At 63.1% G+C, this 15,691-nt stretch carries 13 protein-coding genes; 7 read left to right on the top strand and 6 right to left on the bottom strand.

All coding sequences use genetic code 11. The annotated features are described in order from the left end of the window. Positions 1-446 precede the first annotated feature (446 nt). On the bottom strand, positions 447-2,201 hold the full coding sequence (locus M729_RS0113380) for an ABC transporter ATP-binding protein (protein WP_027161839.1): 1,755 nt from the start codon (positions 2,199-2,201) through the stop codon (positions 447-449). Between the two features lie 169 nt (positions 2,202-2,370). Between M729_RS0113380 and M729_RS0113375 the strand changes: the two genes are divergently transcribed. Continuing rightward, positions 2,371-3,651 carry an amidohydrolase family protein gene (locus tag M729_RS0113375; RefSeq protein ID WP_027161838.1) on the top strand — a complete coding sequence of 427 codons (1,281 nt, stop codon included), beginning with the start codon at positions 2,371-2,373 and terminating at the stop codon, positions 3,649-3,651. 106 nt (positions 3,652-3,757) lie between these two features. Next, the gene (locus tag M729_RS0113370) at positions 3,758-4,681 is read left to right on the top strand and encodes a DMT family transporter (protein WP_013528034.1); all 924 of its coding nucleotides are present in this window, start codon (positions 3,758-3,760) and stop codon (positions 4,679-4,681) included. A 7-nt stretch (positions 4,682-4,688) separates the two neighbouring features. Here the strand turns inward: M729_RS0113370 and M729_RS0113365 are convergent, their stop codons facing one another. Beyond that, positions 4,689-5,591 (bottom strand): phosphotransferase family protein, encoded by a 903-nt coding sequence (locus tag M729_RS0113365; RefSeq protein ID WP_027161837.1) that lies wholly within the window; start codon positions 5,589-5,591, stop codon positions 4,689-4,691. 103 nt (positions 5,592-5,694) lie between these two features. On the opposite strand from M729_RS0113365, the gene M729_RS0113360 reads away from it, so the two are divergent. Continuing rightward, the gene (locus tag M729_RS0113360; RefSeq protein WP_027161836.1) at positions 5,695-6,327 is read left to right on the top strand and encodes a class I SAM-dependent methyltransferase; all 633 of its coding nucleotides are present in this window, start codon (positions 5,695-5,697) and stop codon (positions 6,325-6,327) included. Between the two features lies 1 nt (position 6,328). On the opposite strand, the gene M729_RS0113355 is transcribed toward M729_RS0113360, so the two are convergent. Together M729_RS0113355 and M729_RS0113350 are read right to left on the bottom strand one after the other, a co-directional pair. Next, entirely contained in the window at positions 6,329-8,782 is a 2,454-nt protein-coding gene (locus tag M729_RS0113355) for an FAD-dependent oxidoreductase (RefSeq protein WP_027161835.1), read from the bottom strand. After that, a complete protein-coding gene (locus M729_RS0113350; RefSeq protein ID WP_027161834.1) occupies positions 8,779-9,666 on the bottom strand; it encodes a phosphotransferase family protein in 888 nt (295 codons plus the stop codon). The genes M729_RS0113355 and M729_RS0113350 overlap by 4 nt, the downstream gene beginning before the upstream one ends. Positions 9,667-10,069: 403 nt before the next feature. Here M729_RS0113350 and M729_RS0113345 point away from each other — a divergent pair, with 403 nt between their 5' ends. After that, a complete protein-coding gene (locus tag M729_RS0113345; protein WP_013528029.1) occupies positions 10,070-10,846 on the top strand; it encodes a DeoR/GlpR family DNA-binding transcription regulator in 777 nt (258 codons plus the stop codon). On the opposite strand, the gene M729_RS0113340 is transcribed toward M729_RS0113345, so the two are convergent. Together M729_RS0113340 and M729_RS0113335 are read right to left on the bottom strand one after the other, a co-directional pair. Continuing rightward, on the bottom strand, positions 10,843-11,742 hold the full coding sequence (locus tag M729_RS0113340) for an NAD(P)/FAD-dependent oxidoreductase (protein WP_027161833.1): 900 nt from the start codon (positions 11,740-11,742) through the stop codon (positions 10,843-10,845). The genes M729_RS0113345 and M729_RS0113340 overlap by 4 nt on opposite strands. Then, a complete protein-coding gene (locus M729_RS0113335) occupies positions 11,732-12,181 on the bottom strand; it encodes an Rrf2 family transcriptional regulator (RefSeq protein WP_027161832.1) in 450 nt (149 codons plus the stop codon). The genes M729_RS0113340 and M729_RS0113335 overlap by 11 nt, the downstream gene beginning before the upstream one ends. A 263-nt stretch (positions 12,182-12,444) precedes the next feature. Between M729_RS0113335 and M729_RS0113330 the strand changes: the two genes are divergently transcribed. The 3 genes from M729_RS0113330 (at position 12,445) to M729_RS0113320 (ending at position 15,462) form a co-directional block, all read left to right on the top strand. Continuing rightward, positions 12,445-13,101 (top strand): DedA family protein, encoded by a 657-nt coding sequence (locus tag M729_RS0113330; protein WP_084652614.1) that lies wholly within the window; start codon positions 12,445-12,447, stop codon positions 13,099-13,101. Between the two features lie 75 nt (positions 13,102-13,176). Beyond that, positions 13,177-14,088: a LysR substrate-binding domain-containing protein gene (locus M729_RS0113325; protein WP_013528025.1), complete on the top strand. Its 912-nt coding sequence runs from the start codon at positions 13,177-13,179 to the stop codon at positions 14,086-14,088. A gap of 219 nt (positions 14,089-14,307) precedes the next feature. After that, positions 14,308-15,462 (top strand): ABC transporter substrate-binding protein, encoded by a 1,155-nt coding sequence (locus M729_RS0113320; protein ID WP_013528024.1) that lies wholly within the window; start codon positions 14,308-14,310, stop codon positions 15,460-15,462. Positions 15,463-15,691: the final 229 nt, after the last annotated feature.

The following is a 15,691-nucleotide window of genomic DNA, read 5'->3' as shown; positions in this document are numbered from 1 at the left end:
ATCTCGTGCTTGCTCACGTGGCGATTGCGAAACAGGCGCGTGAACGCAACCTTCTCGGCGCGCGTGTCGGCCAGCCGGCGCATGCCCGCGCTGACACGCGCAAACATGCGCTCCAGAACCATGCTCCCCTTTTTTGCAGGCGCAGGTCGCCGAAGTATCCAAGCAGCAAAGCCATCGTCGTAGCCTCCAGAACAATGGCAGCTACAGAATCACATGCGGTTCAAACACTTCAAGCCATTTTCCGGCGTCGCTTCTTCACGCTTGACCACAGCACGAAGCAAATGTGTGCGCACGCTAGCCCCTGTGGGAGAAGGTGTCGCCGCAGGCGACGGATGAGGGGTGTTCCAGAGAACACCGACGTCTCACTCCGCTGGAACACCCCTCATCCGTCTCGGCGCCGCGCGCCGATCCACCTTCCCCCACAAGTGGGGGAAGGGAAGAGAGTGCTACGGCATCAACTGATACTCATAAAGCTTCTGATAGAGCCCGCCCTGCTTGAGCAAGGTCTTGTGCGGGCCGCTTTCCACCACCTTGCCGGCTTCGAGCACCACGATTGTGTCGGCCTGGTGCACGGTCGACAGACGGTGCGCGATGACGATCGTCGTGCGGCCTTCCGTCAATTGCTGCAGCGCGTCGCGGAACAGCGCTTCCGATTCGGCGTCGAGCGCGCTGGTCGCTTCGTCCAGCAGCAGGATCTCCGCATTGCGCAGCATGGCGCGTGCGATGGAGATCCGTTGGCGCTGGCCGCCCGACAGTAGGCCGCCATTCTCGCCGACATCCGTCTCGTAGCCTTTCGCCTGCGCGCTGATGAAGTCATGCGCGTTGGCCGCCTTGGCGGCGGCGATCACCTCATCGTCGGTCGCACCCTCGCGCCCAAGCCGGATGTTGTGCATGATGGTGCCGGCAAACAGGAACGTATCCTGGCTGACATAGGCGATCTTTTCCCGCAGCGATGCGAGCGTCGCATGGGAAATATCCTGACCGTCGAACAGCACCCTGCCGCTCTGCGGATCATACATGCGCATGATCAGGTTTAGAATCGTCGACTTGCCGCCGCCGGAAGGCCCGACCAGCGCCGTCATCTTGCCGGGCGCAAGCGTCAGATCGAACCTGTCCAGCACCGGCGGCCCTTTCTGATAAGCGAAGTCGACGGCGTCGAACCGGATCTCGCCCGGTCCGGCCAGAAGCGGCTTCGCGTCCGGCTTCTCGACCAGAGTGAGCGGCTGGTCGGCGAGCTCGAACATCATACGCACGCCGACAATGCCGCTTTCCAGCGATATGCGCACGCGCGCAAGGCGCTTTGCCGGCTCATAGGCAAACAGGAGTGCCCCGATGAAGGCCATGATGTTTCCCGGCATTTGGCCGCCCTGCAAGACCAGGAAGCCACTGACGAAGATGGCCCCGGCAATTGCCAGCCCGGCCAGCGTCTCCATCACCGGGCTTGTCGCAGCCTCCAGCGTCGCGATGTTGTTGGCCCGGTTCTCGACGTCCGACACCGCTTTGTACATGCGGTTGCGCATTGCGCCTTCGAGGTTGAAGGATTTGACGACGCGCACGCCGATTGCCGTTTCCTGCATCACCTGCACGATCTGGCCGACCGAGCGAAACTCCATCGCGGCGAACTTGCGAACACGTTTCAGGATGCGGTTGACCCCGTAGATAGCCAAGGGGCCGACGACGAAGCAGATTATAGACAAGGCTGGCTGCTGCCAGACCATGACTCCTACCAGGACGACCAGCGACAACAGATCGCGCACATAGGACGTGACAACGAGGTCGAGCACGTTGCGTGCCGCCTGCGCATTGTTGGTCATGCGTGTGATCAGGTCGGACGACGAGGTCGAATGGTAGAATTCGATGCCTTGCGCCAGGATGCGGTCGTAGATCTTGCGCTGGCGGTCGGCGATGATGGCGTTGCCGACACGGCTCATGAAATAGGCCTGAATGAAGTTGGCGAGGCCCTTGAGGATGAAGATCGTGGCGACCCCGCCCGCAATCAGGTTGACCCGGTCAATCCGCTTGAAAACTACGAATTCGTCGGTGATCTCTTTGAGAATCCAGGCGCTGGCGCCGGTCGTGGCGGCCACCACAAGCATCGACAAGATCGCGGCGCCGTAGCCAAACCTGTGCTGATAAAAGGATTCCCGGATCAACCTCGCGACGAGGCGCTGGTTTTCCGTCGAGCGGAAGAAACGAAACAAACGGCGGATCCTTGAAACCGGGACAACGAAGGCGGCTTATAGAGGGAGTTGCGGCCGGATGAAACCATCCGCGGCCGCCGCGGACAAATCGCTGTTGCAAGCGGCATCGACGGGATGCGATTTTCAGCCTCGGCTATATCAGATGATTCTTTTGACGGGATGACGACGGATGGATTTCGACCTTATCGTTCGCGGCGGCACACTGCCTAATGGCAGGGTTGCCGACATCGGCATCAACGGTGAGACGATCGCGGCGATCGAGCCCGTTCTCCAGGGTTCCGCGCGGACGAAGGTCGACGCCCATGGCAATCTGGTCTCGCCGCCCTTCGTCGATCCGCATTTCCACATGGACGCGACGCTCTCCTACGGCATTCCGCGCATCAACGCGTCGGGTACGCTGCTCGAAGGCATTTCGCTGTGGGGCGAGTTGAAGCCGCTTTTGACGCATGAGGCGGTGCGTGATCGCGCGCTGGCCTATTGCGACTGGGCGGTGTCGATGGGCCTGCTCGCCATCCGCACCCATGTCGATGTCTGCGATGACCGCCTGCTGGCGGTCGAGGCGCTGCTCGAGGTCAAGAAGACGGTCGCTCCCTACATCGATCTGCAATTGGTCGCCTTCCCGCAGGACGGGTTTTATCGCTCTCCATCGGCGCGTGAAAACACCATCCGCGCGCTCGACATGGGCGTCGACATCGTCGGCGGCATCCCGCATTTCGAGCGCACCATGGCCGACGGCACGCGCTCGGTAACGGAGCTGTGCGAGATCGCGGCCAGCCGCGGCCTGATGGTCGACCTGCATTGCGACGAGACCGATGATCCGCTGTCGCGCCATATCGAGCAGTTGGCCTATGAAACGCAGCGTCTTGGTCTGCAGGGCAAGGTCGCCGGTTCGCACCTCACCTCGATGCATTCGATGGACAATTACTACGTCTCGAAGCTGCTGCCGCTGATCGCCGAGGCCGGCGTCTCGGTCATTCCCAATCCGCTGATCAACATCATGCTGCAGGGCCGCCACGACACCTTCCCGAAGCGCCGCGGCCTGACCCGGGTCAAGGAAATGCTGGCGCTCGGCATTCGCGTCGGCTGGGGCCAGGATTGCGTGCTCGATCCCTGGTATTCGCTGGGCACAGCCGACATGCTCGACGTCGCCTTCATGGGTCTGCACGTCGCTCAGATGTCGAGCCCGGCCGAGATGGCGCGCTGCTTCGACATGGTCACCAACGTCAATGCCGCGATCATGGGCCTCGATCATCTCGGCCTGGCGGTCGGCAAGCGCGCCAGCCTTGTCGTCCTCGATGCCGGCAATCCGGTCGAGGCCCTGCGGCTGCGCGCCGAGCGCCTGTGCGTCATTGCCAGGGGCAAGGTGGTGGCGGAGCGGACGAAGCAGGAAACCAGGCTGTCCATCGGCGGAAGGCCGGGAATGGTGAACCGGCGGCACATATCCAGCTAGATACAGCCGATTCCCGGCGCTGGTCTTACCCATTGCCCGAATTCTCCTCGTCAAGGCAGCCACTTCCGTCTACGACGCGGCTTACCAGGGAGGAATCGGGATCGGCATGACGCAGCCCGTGGCGCAGAATTCGACGATCAGGAATGTGCTTTTGGCCGGCATTCTGCTGATGCTGGCCGGCGATTTCCTGTTTGCGCTGAACGACGCCATGGGCAAATGGCTGGTCGCCAGCTTCTCCGTCGGCCAGGTGGTGCTGATCCGCTCCATCGGCGCCTTCTTCGTGCTCGGCCCGATGATCGCCAACCAGGGCCCGGCCAAGCTGTTTCGCATGGAACGCCTGGAGCTGCAGCTGCTGCGGGTGGTGATGACCACGCTCGACACCGCGCTCTTCTATGCCGCCGTGGTCTATCTGCCGCTGGCCGATGTGATGAGTTTCTACATGGCGGGGCCGATCTACGTCGCGGCACTCTCGCACCTCTTGCTTGGCGAAAAGGTCGGCTGGCGCCGCTGGATGGCGATCCTGCTCGGCTTCTGCGGTGTGCTGATCATGCTGAAACCCTCGTCGGCGGCGTTCTCGCTGTCATCAGGCTTTGCGCTGGTGGGCAGTATCTCCTTCGCCTTCGCCATCATCCTCAACCGCCGGCTGCGCGGCACCAGCGACACCAATCTGGTGACATGGCAGACCATCGGCACACTGCTGGTCGGCGGCGTGCTGAGCATCGGCGCCTGGCAGACGCCGTCGGCGCTCGATCTCGGCGCCATGCTGCTGCTCGGCATCGTCTCCTGCGGCGCCCATCTGATGATCACCAGGGCGCTCAAGCTGGCGCCGGCCTCGACGCTGGCGCCGCTGCATTACACGCTGCTGCTGTGGGCGGTGGTGTTCGGACTGGTGTTCTTCGGCGACGTTCCAGGCCCGCGCATCCTGATCGGCTCGGGCATCGTCGTTCTCGCCGGTCTGTTCATCTTCCATCGCCAGAAAGTGGTCGAGACCACGGTGCCGCCCGAAAACGTTCCGAAGGGCGTGAATTAGTCCAGGCTCACCCCCGGCGGATCGCCGCCAGATGCCGTGAAAACTCGGACGTCTCCATCAGCGCCTTGCAGCGCGCGAACCGCCCGTCGGCATAGGCGCGAAAATCATCGACCGGGTTGTTGTTGGCGAGCTGGATCAGCCCCCACAGCGTCCATAACAGGTCGCACATCGCCTTGTAGATGACGATGCGGCCGCGCTCCGCCGGCCTCGCCTCGCCGCCGAAATAGGCGCGCATCATCTCTTCGTCTTGCGCCAGATCGAATTTACCTTCCACGGAGAGGTCGCCAAGGTCCCAGAGCGGGTCGTTCATGCCCGAATATTCCCAGTCGACGATCCACATCCGCTCGCCGGTGTCGAGGAAGTTTTCGCACAGCGGATCGCAATGACAGGCGACGAGAGGCAGCGGATGGGCGGCCAGCGCCGACCGCACGCTCTCGGCGTCGCGCACCACGTCATGATAGCCGGCGGGCAGGGCGATCTCCTTGGTGGACAGCACCTTGAGATAGTCGTCGATCATCGCAAACAGCTCGAAGCGGAAGGGAAACACCGCGCCTGAATTGTGCAGCTTGCGAAAGGCCTCGCCGGCGCGGGCTGGACTGCCCGGCCGAACCTTGAATTTCTCCTCCGACATGGTTTCGGCGCCGGCGATGTAGCGTGTCACCATCAACCCGGTGCCGGCATCGACATGCAGCACCTCGGGACTGACCCCTGCTTTTGCCGCTTCGCGTGCGGCCACCGCTTCGTTGGCCCGGTTGATGTATTCCTCGGTGCCCTTGCCGGGAATGCGCAGGCAGAAGTCGCCGGCCTTGAAGACGAGGTTGGTGAGGCCGCCCAGCCGTTCCAGCGGCCCGCTGTAGCCGGCCAGCATGGGAATGGCGTCCAGTGCCGCACGCGCCTCGTCTGTAATCATGCCTGCGCCCCCACACACTGTTATTTGTCGCGGCAACGGTTCCACAATTTTCGCGCTTTGGCTATCATCACTGCGAGATCAAAAATTGGCGGACTGGATCAAAGTGGCGGACAACAAACATCAGGGTGCGCTTGGCGCGGCCTACGCGGCAAAGCGGCCCGAAGAGGTCGCCGCACTTTATGATCGTTGGTCGCAGACCTACGACGCCGACATGTCGGCCGCCGGCTATCGCCATCCGACGATCTGCCTTGCGCTGCTGACCCGCCATCTGCCGCGCGGTTCAGCACCGCTGCTCGATGCCGGGGCCGGCACCGGTCTCATCGGCGAATGGCTTGATATTGCCGGTTACCCGCAAGTCGAGGCACTCGATATTTCACAAGGCATGCTGGATCAGGCGGCCCGCAAGGGTGTCTATTCCGCGCTCCATTGCCTGGCGCTGGGCGGTCATCTGCCCTTTGCCGATGATGCCTATGCCGGAGTGATCTCGGCCGGCGTCTTCACATCAGGTCATGTCGGCGTCGAGGGGCTGGACGAACTGATCCGCATCTGCCGGCCGGGCGGGATCATCGTGCTGACGGTCAAGAACTCGCTGTGGGATCAGGGCTTCGCCACGCGCATCGCTGAGCTTGAGGCGCAAGGCCTCGTCACCCGCGTCGAGGAAACGCGCCCTTATGTCTCGATGCCCGGCGAGGCCGACACCGTGCCCAGCCGCGGCCTCGCACTGCGCGTGACGTGACCTACGCTTTGATCCTTACGCCTGCCGGATCGTACATCGGCTCGAGGTGAATCTTGGCCGGCGTCCTCTCCATTGCAACCACCAGTTCGTAGTCGCCCGAGGCGAGAAAATCGTCGCTGACCCCGTCGGCGTTGCGCACGTAGCCGTAGCCGATGGTCTTGCCCAGCGTATAGCCATAACCGCCGCTGGTGAGATAACCGACAGGCTCGCCATTGCGCAGGATGGTTTCGCGGCCGAGCAGCACGATCTCGGGGTCGTCGACCGTGAAGCCGGCAAAGCGTTTCTTCATTGCCGTGCCGCTGGTCTTCTCCAGCGCGCGCCGTCCGATGAAATCCGTGTTCTTGCGCAGCTTGACCGCCCAGCCGAGCCCGGCTTCCTGCGGCGTGTCGTTGGGCGTGATGTCGGAGCCCCAGGCACGATAGCCCTTTTCCAGCCGCAGCGATTCCAGTGCCCGATAGCCGATCGGGCGGATGTCGTGCTTTTTGCCTGCCGCCATCAGCGCGTCGAAGACTTCGCCGGTGGCCGCGATGGGCACGTGCAGTTCCCAGCCCAACTCGCCGACATAGGTGACGCGAAGCGCCCGAATTGTGTGGCCGGCGATGGCAATCTCACGCACATGGCCGAACGGGAAGCTCACGTTTGAGACGTCGGCTTCGGTCACGGCCGAAAGCACGTCGCGCGCCCGAGGACCCATCAGCGACAGCGTGCCGAAATCCTCGGTGACATCGACAAGCCTGGCATCGAGCCCTTCGCCGATATGATCGCCGATCCACGAGGAATCATGCGTGCGGAAGCCTGTGCCGGTGACGATGTAGAACTTCTCTTCGGCCAGCCGCGCCACCGTCAGATCGGCCTCGATGCCGCCGCGTGTGTTGAGAAGCTGCGTGTAGGTCAGCCGGCCGACCGGCTTGCTGACGTCGTTGGCGCAGACCCAGTCCAGCGCCTTCAGCGCATCGGGCCCGCTCAGCTCGTATTTGGCGAAGGAGGATTGATCGAAGATGCCGACTTTTTCGCGCACATGCCGGTGTTCGTCGCCGACCGCCACAAACCAGTTCTGCCGGCCCATCGAATAGATGTCCTGCGGCTCGACGCCTTCGGGCGCGAACCAGTTAGGCCGTTCCCAGCCGAGCTTCGAGCCGAACACGGCATTTTGCTGTTTCAGCCTGTCGTAGAGCGGCGAGACGATGCGCGGCCTCCCGCTGGCATACTCCTCATGCGGAAAGCCGATCGTATAGTGTTTGCCATAGGCCTCCAGCGTGCGGTCGCAGACCCACTGACGGTCACGGTGCAAATTAGCAAAGCGCCTGATGTCGACCACCCACAGGTCGAGCGGTGCTTCGCCATCGACCACCCACTGCGCCAGCACCCAGCCGGCGCCGCCGCCCGAGGCGATGCCGAAGGCGTTGAAGCCGGCGCCGACAAACATGTTGGCGCATTCGGGCGCTGTGCCGAGAATGAAATTGCCGTCCGGCGTAAAACTCTCCGGCCCGTTGATCATCTGCTTGACGCCGACGGTTTCCAGTGCCGGCACGCGCGCGATCGCTTGGCTCATGTGCTGCTCGAAATGGTCGTAATCATCGTCGAACAGCCTGAATTCCCAATCATCGGGGACGTCGCCGCCCGGGAGACCAGTAGCCCAGGCCTGCGGGTTCGGCTCATAGCCGCCCATCACCAGCCCGCCGACCTCTTCCTTGAAATAGGTGCGCCGGTCTGGATCGCGGATGGTCGGCGCGTCGGTCGCCAGTCCGTCGATCTTCTCGGTGATGATGTACTGGTGCTTCACCGGCTGCAGCGGCACGTTGATGCCGGCCATGGCGCCGACCTGCCGCGCCCACTGGCCGGCGCAGTTGACCACCTTGTCACAAGCAATGTCGCCCTTGTTGGTCTTCACCGCCGTGATGCGGCCGTCCTTCATTTCGAAGCCGATGACGCGGACATCCTCGAACAGTTTGGCGCCATGCATGCGCGCGCCCTTGGCCAGCGACTGCGTGATGTCGGAGGGGCTCGCCTGGCCATCGGTCGGCAGCCAGGAGGCGCCGACAAGATCGCCGGTTTCCATGAGCGGCCACATTGCCTTGACTTCCGCCGGTGATAGCAATTGCATGTCCATGCCGAAGCTTTTCGCCGTCGTCGCCAGCCTTTTGTACTCGGTCCAGCGGTCGGCATTGGTGGCGAGCCTGAGGCAGCCGGTCATCTTCCAGCCGGTGGCAAGGCCGGTCTCGGCCTCGAGGCCCTTGTAGAGGTCGACGGAGTATTTCAGCACGCGGGTGATCGAAGCCGACGAGCGCAACTGGCCGACAAGGCCGGCGGCATGCCAGGTCGAGCCCGAGGTCAGCTTGCCTTGTTCGAGCAGAACGACATCGGCTTTGTGGTCGCGCGCCAGATGATAAGCCGTCGAACAGCCGATGATGCCACCGCCGATGACGACGATGGCGGCCTGGATCGGCAATGTCATGATTTCTGCATCCCGTACTTCGTTCTGTAGTTTTCCAGCGCCGTGTCGAGCCGGGCGAGGTTTTCCTCGGTGTAGGCGACGTAGTCGATACCGGGCGCGTCGAGATAGAGCTCGGACACCATGCTCCACATCGCCTCGCGCAGCAGCGAGGCGCATTGCATGGCCGCGTGCGAACGGCGGATCGCTTCGTCCGGTTCTTTCATGAAATAGGCGGTCAGAAAGGCGAAGGATTCCTCGTCGCTCATGCCGGCGTTGGAGGCGGCGCCTGCGAGGTCGAACATCGCCGTGTTGAAGCCGGCATATTCGAAGTCGATCAGCCACAGCCTGTTGCCGTCGTCGAGAATGTTGGCCGGCAACAGATCATTGTGGCCAAAGACGATCGGCAGCAGTTTCTGCGCGCGCTCCAGTTCGTCGGCCAGCGTCAGCAGGCGCGGCAGGTCGCTGCGCTTGCGGCTGCCGCCTTCTTCAAGCGTGCGCGCATAGTCGCGAATGACATGGAACACCCAGAACATGAAGCCGGCGCCGGAGACGTGATTGGGCATCTCCCGGTGAAAGGCGCGCATCAGGGCTGCGACGCGGCCAAGATTGGCGCGTACGTCCTCGGCGAGATAGGTCTTGGCGCCGAGAAACTCTGTGACCATGATGCCCGGTTCGGCATGGCGGACGGCCGGCGCGAAACCGGCGGCATGCGCCGCCCGCGCCGTCATCACCTCGCGCTCGCGAAAGACATGGTGGAACGGATAGTCCTTGCCGAAGCGCACGACGTGTCGTCCCGCCGCGTCCGTGACCACATAATTCGCGTTGCTCAGACCGCCGGGCAGCGGTGCGATCTCGATGCCACCGGTCCAGCAGGGCAGGGCGCGGATGCGGTCTTCGGCGGTCACGGAATCATCCCTGGTTTGCTGGGCTTCGACAAGGCGCCGTGAACAGCGCAACGACGGCGGGGAGAAACGTAAATAATCTCGTCGGTGCGGGACGCCAGGATCGGTATCCCGCACCGCACCGACGAGCCCCTTGGCCAGGTTTTTGAGCCCGGCATCCGCCCCCGCGGATCTGAAAATTCCTTGTACAGGCACGTTCCAAACGGCCTGACCACTGAGTTGCGTCTCTGCCCCCAGTCGCAGATCTGAAGCCTGTTGATGTCTTTGATTTCACGCCAGGGTTTCCCGCTTGTCAATAAAAAGCTGTGACTTTTTTTGGGTATTTTGCCTGAAAGCATAAGGTAGTTCCTTTAAAAGCAATTGAATTACCTTAGAATCGGTCAAGAGCATCAGTTCGGGAAACCAGATGGCCCAGTCCAAACGACACGGCGAGATCCTGCGGCTCCTGCAGGAAGAGGGCACCGTCACCATCGCCAGTCTGGCCGACCGGCTGGGCGTGTCGCTCGAGACGGTGCGCCGCGACGTCAAGCCGCTGACCGGTGATGGCTCTGTCCTCAAGATGCATGGCGCCATCGGCCTGCCGTCAATGATCGGCGAAGCGCCGTTCGAGCGGCGCATGCGTGAGAACGCCGACGCCAAGCGCGTCATTGCCCGCATGGTCGCCGCCACCATCCGCGACGGGGAATCCATCATGCTCGACACCGGAACGACGACCTCGTTCCTTGCGCGTGAACTGCTCGGCCACCGGCGCCTGACGGTCGTCACCAATTCCTCGGACATCGCCCGCACGCTGGCCACCATCAACGGCAACAAGGTCTATATGGCCGGCGGCGAGCTTCGCAGCGATTCCGGCGCTGCTTTCGGCGCCTCGGCGATCGATTTTGTCAGTCGCTTCTCGGTCAGTCACGCCATCATTTCCACCGGGGGCGTCGACGCGGTGATGGGCGTCATGGATTTTGATCTGGATGAGGCCGAGTTCGCCCGCATGGTGCTGTCGCGCGGCCAGCGGTCCCTCGTCATCACCGATCACTCGAAATTCGGCCGTCTTGGTCTGGTCCAGGTCTGCGGCTTCGACAGCTTTTCCGAACTCGCCACCGACCGCTCGCCGCCGCACGACCTGGCCGCCGCCCTTGCGCAGGCCGGCGCCCGGCTCAGCATCGCCGGCGCGGAAGCCGGGTTCTAGCCGAAGACCAGCGATTGGTGGGCGCAGACGCCCGCAAAGGTGCCACCCGATACTGCAAAGGCGATGTTGTGCATCGAACGTGCCGCGTCGCCGGCGGCGTAGACGCCGGGCACGGTCGTCTGCTGCCTGTCGTCGACTGATATCACCGTGCCGAGGAGGCCTTCGGTGAAGCCGCAGCCGAGCTGTTCGGCCAGCGGGCTGGCCATGATATTGCGCGGAGCGGTGAACATCGCCCTGACGCCGGCCTTTCTGCCGTCGTCGAGGTGGACGATCAATCCGCCGGAGCCGTCTTCCTCTAGCTCGGCAACGCTGGTGGGCTCAAACCGCACCTTTCGGCTCTCCAGCGCGCGCATCTGCTCTGTGTCAGGTTCGAACAGGCCATTGCCGAACAGCGTGACATCGCCCCAATCGGTGATCAGCTGCGCCTGATGCATGGACATCGGACCGGTTGCGAGCACGCCGAGCGGCCCGCCGGAAACTTCGTAGCCGTGGCAATAGGGGCAGTGCAGCACGCTCTTTCCCCAGAGCTCGGCAAGCCCGGCAACCTCCGGCAGGATATCGCGCACCCCAGTGGCCAGTACCAGCCGTGCCGCGCCGAATGTCTCGCCACCCTCGGTGGTGATTTCGAAATCGCTGCTGCCAGCGGCAAGGGCCTTGTCGGCGCGCCCGTCGACAACCCTGGCTGCCGGATAGGCCAGTAGTTGGCGCCTTGCGTCATCCAGGATTGCGCCGGGCGCGCGCCCGTCATGTCCGAGGAAGCCGTGCGAATGCTCGGCAAAACGGTTGCGCGGCCGGCCGGCGTCGATCACCAGCACCCTGCGTCCTGCCCGCGCCACCTGGATGGCGGCGGACAGGCCGGCAAAGCTGCCGCCGACGACGGCAAGATCATACTGCATGGCTGGAGACTCCAATGAGGTCAAAACGGCGGCGGAAATCGGCGGTCAGGTCAGCCAGCGTGATGCGGCTCAGCTTCTCCGCCAGCAGCCTTTCGGCGGCGATGCGAAAATCGTCGAGCACGGCGATCACCGCCTGCTCGACGAGGCAGCCGGGGCTTTCCGGATCGGTGCTGAACGGCAGCAGTGTCTCGCCAAGGGCGACACTGATCTCGGCCAGGGATATTTTCTCGGGCGCCCGCCCGAGCAGCCAGCCGCCACCGTGCCCGCGCGACGAGGTGACGATGCCGGCATCGCGCAAGCCTGCGATGGTGCGGCGGACCACGACCGGATTTGTGTGGATGAAGGTGGCAAGCTGCTCGGAGGTCAGCGCTTGTTCGGGCTTCTCGGCCATGTGGACGAGAATGTGCAGGGTCGAGGACAGCCGGCTGTTGCGTTTCATGTAACTTAGTTAGTTACGATTCTCATCGATGTCAAACACGTCTCGTCCGCGCCGGGGCGCAATGTCCACGCAATCCATTCGCGGCAAACAGAACCAGTCGGTGCGCGATTCGCCTCGTATGCCGGTGCCAAGGCGTCGGACCCGACATATGCAACGGATTTCGGGTCCGACGCTGACTGCAGCAAACGCCACGCCGACCGATCGAAGCGTTGGATCCAGGATGAAGGTTGCCTGATGCTTTGTCTTTTCTCCAGAGATGGACCGTGGCGCCGTTTGGTGTTGGCGTCACCATGTCGCTTCGCATGACGGGGCCGCTGGCGGCCATCCTCGGCTTCGGTCTGTTCGGCGTCTTCTGCCTCGCCTTCACCGAAAAGATCCTGCCAATCCCGCCCTCGCATGTGCTGCTGCTGTTCCTCGGCATGACGGCGGCGCCGGATGCTTCGACGCTGGCGATCCTGCTGATGGTGACGACGCTTGCGTCCGCCAGCGGCTGCCTTGTCTGGTATGCGGTCGGCCGCCGGGTTGGACCTGCCCGTGCCGACAGGCTGGTCGAGCGTTTCGGCAAGTACGTGTTCCTGCGCCACGCGACCTACCGCTGGCTCGGCCAGGCCTATCGGCGCAATCACGTCCGGGTGTCCTTGCTGGCGCAGTTCATCCCGACTGTGCGCAATTACCTGCCGATCGCCGCCGGCGCGCTCTGCCTGCCCGCTTTGCCCTTCGCGGCCGCGACGCTGCTCGGCGCCACGTTCTGGAACGCGGGCTTTCTCACCACCGGCTATCTGCTGCGCGGCAGCGGCCGGGACTCCTTCACGGTGGGCCTGCGCATCATTGTCATCGTCGTGGCTCTGGAGACGGCATTCATGCTTGCGCTGTGCTATGGCCCCGCATGCCGGCGGCGCATCAAGTTGGCGCTCGGTTGAGCGCCAGCTCTCAGGTCATGGGATAAGCTCTGCAGTCGGCTTTCCTTCGTTCGGCCGCCGGTGTTTAGTCCGGGCATGGCTTTCACCATCCGCCAGCTGCAGTTCTTCATCGCCGTTGCCGAGCAAGGCACGGTCTCGGGCGCCGCCCAGAACCTCTCCATCTCGCAATCGTCGGTCACCGAAGCAATCAAGGAACTCGAAAGCGATCTCGGCGTCGAACTGTTCGAACGCCACCCGCGCGGCCTCAACATCACCCACAAGGGTCACCAGTTCCTGCGCCATGCGACGAAAATCCTCGCCGATGTTTCCGACGCGCGTCGCTCTTTCTCCGGCGAGCAGGCGGTGGCGGCCGGCCGGCTGCAGCTCGGCGTCACCTCGCTGGTCGCCGGCTATGTGCTGTCGGATCTGCTCGCCCGCTACCGCCGTGCCTATCCGGGCGTCGAGGTCTCTGCCATCGAGGACAATGGCGATTATCTCGAACACCTCCTGATCGGCGGCAAGCTCGACATTGCCGTCATGGTCACCTCCAATTTGCGCGACCGCACCGCGTTGCAGTCGGAAATCCTCGAAGTCTCGGCCTATCGGCTGTGGCTGCCGCTCGGTCATCCGCTCGTCGGCGCCGACATCATCAGCATTGGCGACATTGCCTCCGAAACGCTGATCATGCTGACCGTCGACGAGATCGAGGAGAATACCGGCAAGCTGCTGACGGCGATCGGCGCCAAGCCGCATGTCGCCTTCCGCACCCGTTCCGTGGAGGCCGTGCGCAGTCTGGTCGCCACCGGTGCCGGCGTGGCGCTGCTGCCCGATCTCGTCTACCGGCCCTGGTCGCTGGAAGGCGACCGCATCGAATCGCGCGATATTTCCGGCTCCTTGCCGGTGGTCCAGGTCGGCATGGTCTGGCGGCGCGGCTCCGGTCTGCCGCAGGCCGCGCGCGATTTCATCGGTCTTGCCCAGTCGCAACGGACGGTCCGCCAGCGTCCCTGAGAGACCGGCTGCACATCTATCGGAAAAACCGATATCGCCCTTCTGATAAATGAATTTGCGAAACCGGAATTTTCAAAGCACTTTCGGTTCAGGGACCAAAGCCGCCATCAGAGCGGCATCAAGCCCAACGGACGAACTGACAGTTTTCAGTCCGCGCGTGACCCCTAACGAAGACCGAAACCGGCTTTCAGGGTCAGGCGCCTAAATGGGAGATCGACAATGAATTCATTCCTGAAGTCATGCACTGCTCTGACGGTCGCGCTGACCTTTTCCGGTCAGGCCGTCGCCCAGGTCAAGGAACTTGGCAAGGGCGAAGGCCAGGTCAATATCGTTGCCTGGCCGGGCTACATCGAGCGCGGCGAAACCGACAAGGGCTATGACTGGGTGACCTCCTTCGAGAAGGAAACCGGCTGCAAGGTCAACGTCAAGACAGCCAACACCTCCGACGAAATGGTCTCGCTGATGAATGAGGGCGGCTTCGACCTCGTCACCGCTTCGGGCGATGCCTCGCTGCGCCTCGTTGCCGGCAAGCGCGTGCAGCCGATCAACACCGATCTCATCCCGAGCTGGAAGACGGTCGACGAGCGCCTCAAGGACGCGCCGTGGTTCACCGTTGGCGGCGCCCACTACGGCGTTCCCTACCAGTGGGGTCCCAACGTCCTGATGTACAATACCGACGTGTTCAAGGAGGCTCCCAAGAGCTGGAACATCGTCTTTGAGGAAATGAAGCTGCCGGACGGCAAGTCCAACAAGGGCCGCGTCCAGGCCTATGACGGGCCGATCCACATTGCGGATGCGGCCAACTATCTGATGTTCCACAAACCGGAACTCGGCATCAAGGATCCCTATGAACTGAACGAGGACCAGTACAAGGCGGCGCTCGAATTGCTGCGCGTCCAACGCACACTGGTTGGCCGCTATTGGCACGACGCCGCCATCCAGGTCGACGATTTCCAGAACGAAGGCGTCGTCGCTTCCGGCTCGTGGCCGTATCAGGTCAACACGCTGGTCGCCGCCAAAAAGCCGGTCGCTTCCACCATCCCGGAGGAGGGCGCCACCGGTTGGGCCGACACCACGATGATGGAGGCCGACGCCGCCAACCCCAACTGTGCCTATATGTGGATGGAACATTCGCTGTCGCCGAAGGTGCAGGGCGATGTCTCAGCCTGGTTCGGCTCACTGCCCGTCGTGCCCGCCGCCTGCAAGGGCAATGAGCTTTTGACCGATGAGGGTTGCAAGACCAACGGCTACGAGAACTTCGACAAGATCAAGTTCTGGAAGACGCCGGTGTCGAAATGCGCCACCCAGAACGATCAGTGCGTGCCCTACTATCGCTGGGTGTCGGACTATATCGGCGTCATCGGCGGACGATGAGCATCCTTGCCCTCCCCCTTGTGGGGAGGGTCGACGCATAGCGTCGGGGCGGGGTCTGCTCGGCAGTTCGTGGCAGTGCCTGGCCCTTCGCAAGGCTCAGGCGTTCGAAGCTCGAAAAGCCAAGCAATTGGCTTTTCGTCCGCTATGCGGACCACTTCTCACCCCCACAAGGGGGAGATAGGACGTCGCGCGACATCAACACATCAAACCGGCAACGGACTGACAGCCC

This window comes from Mesorhizobium sp. WSM1293, from assembly GCF_000513875.1.
Taxonomy (GTDB): domain Bacteria; phylum Pseudomonadota; class Alphaproteobacteria; order Rhizobiales; family Rhizobiaceae; genus Mesorhizobium; species Mesorhizobium ciceri.
Note: the sequence above shows the minus strand (reverse complement) of the source record. Positions and strands in the feature narration are given on the sequence as shown.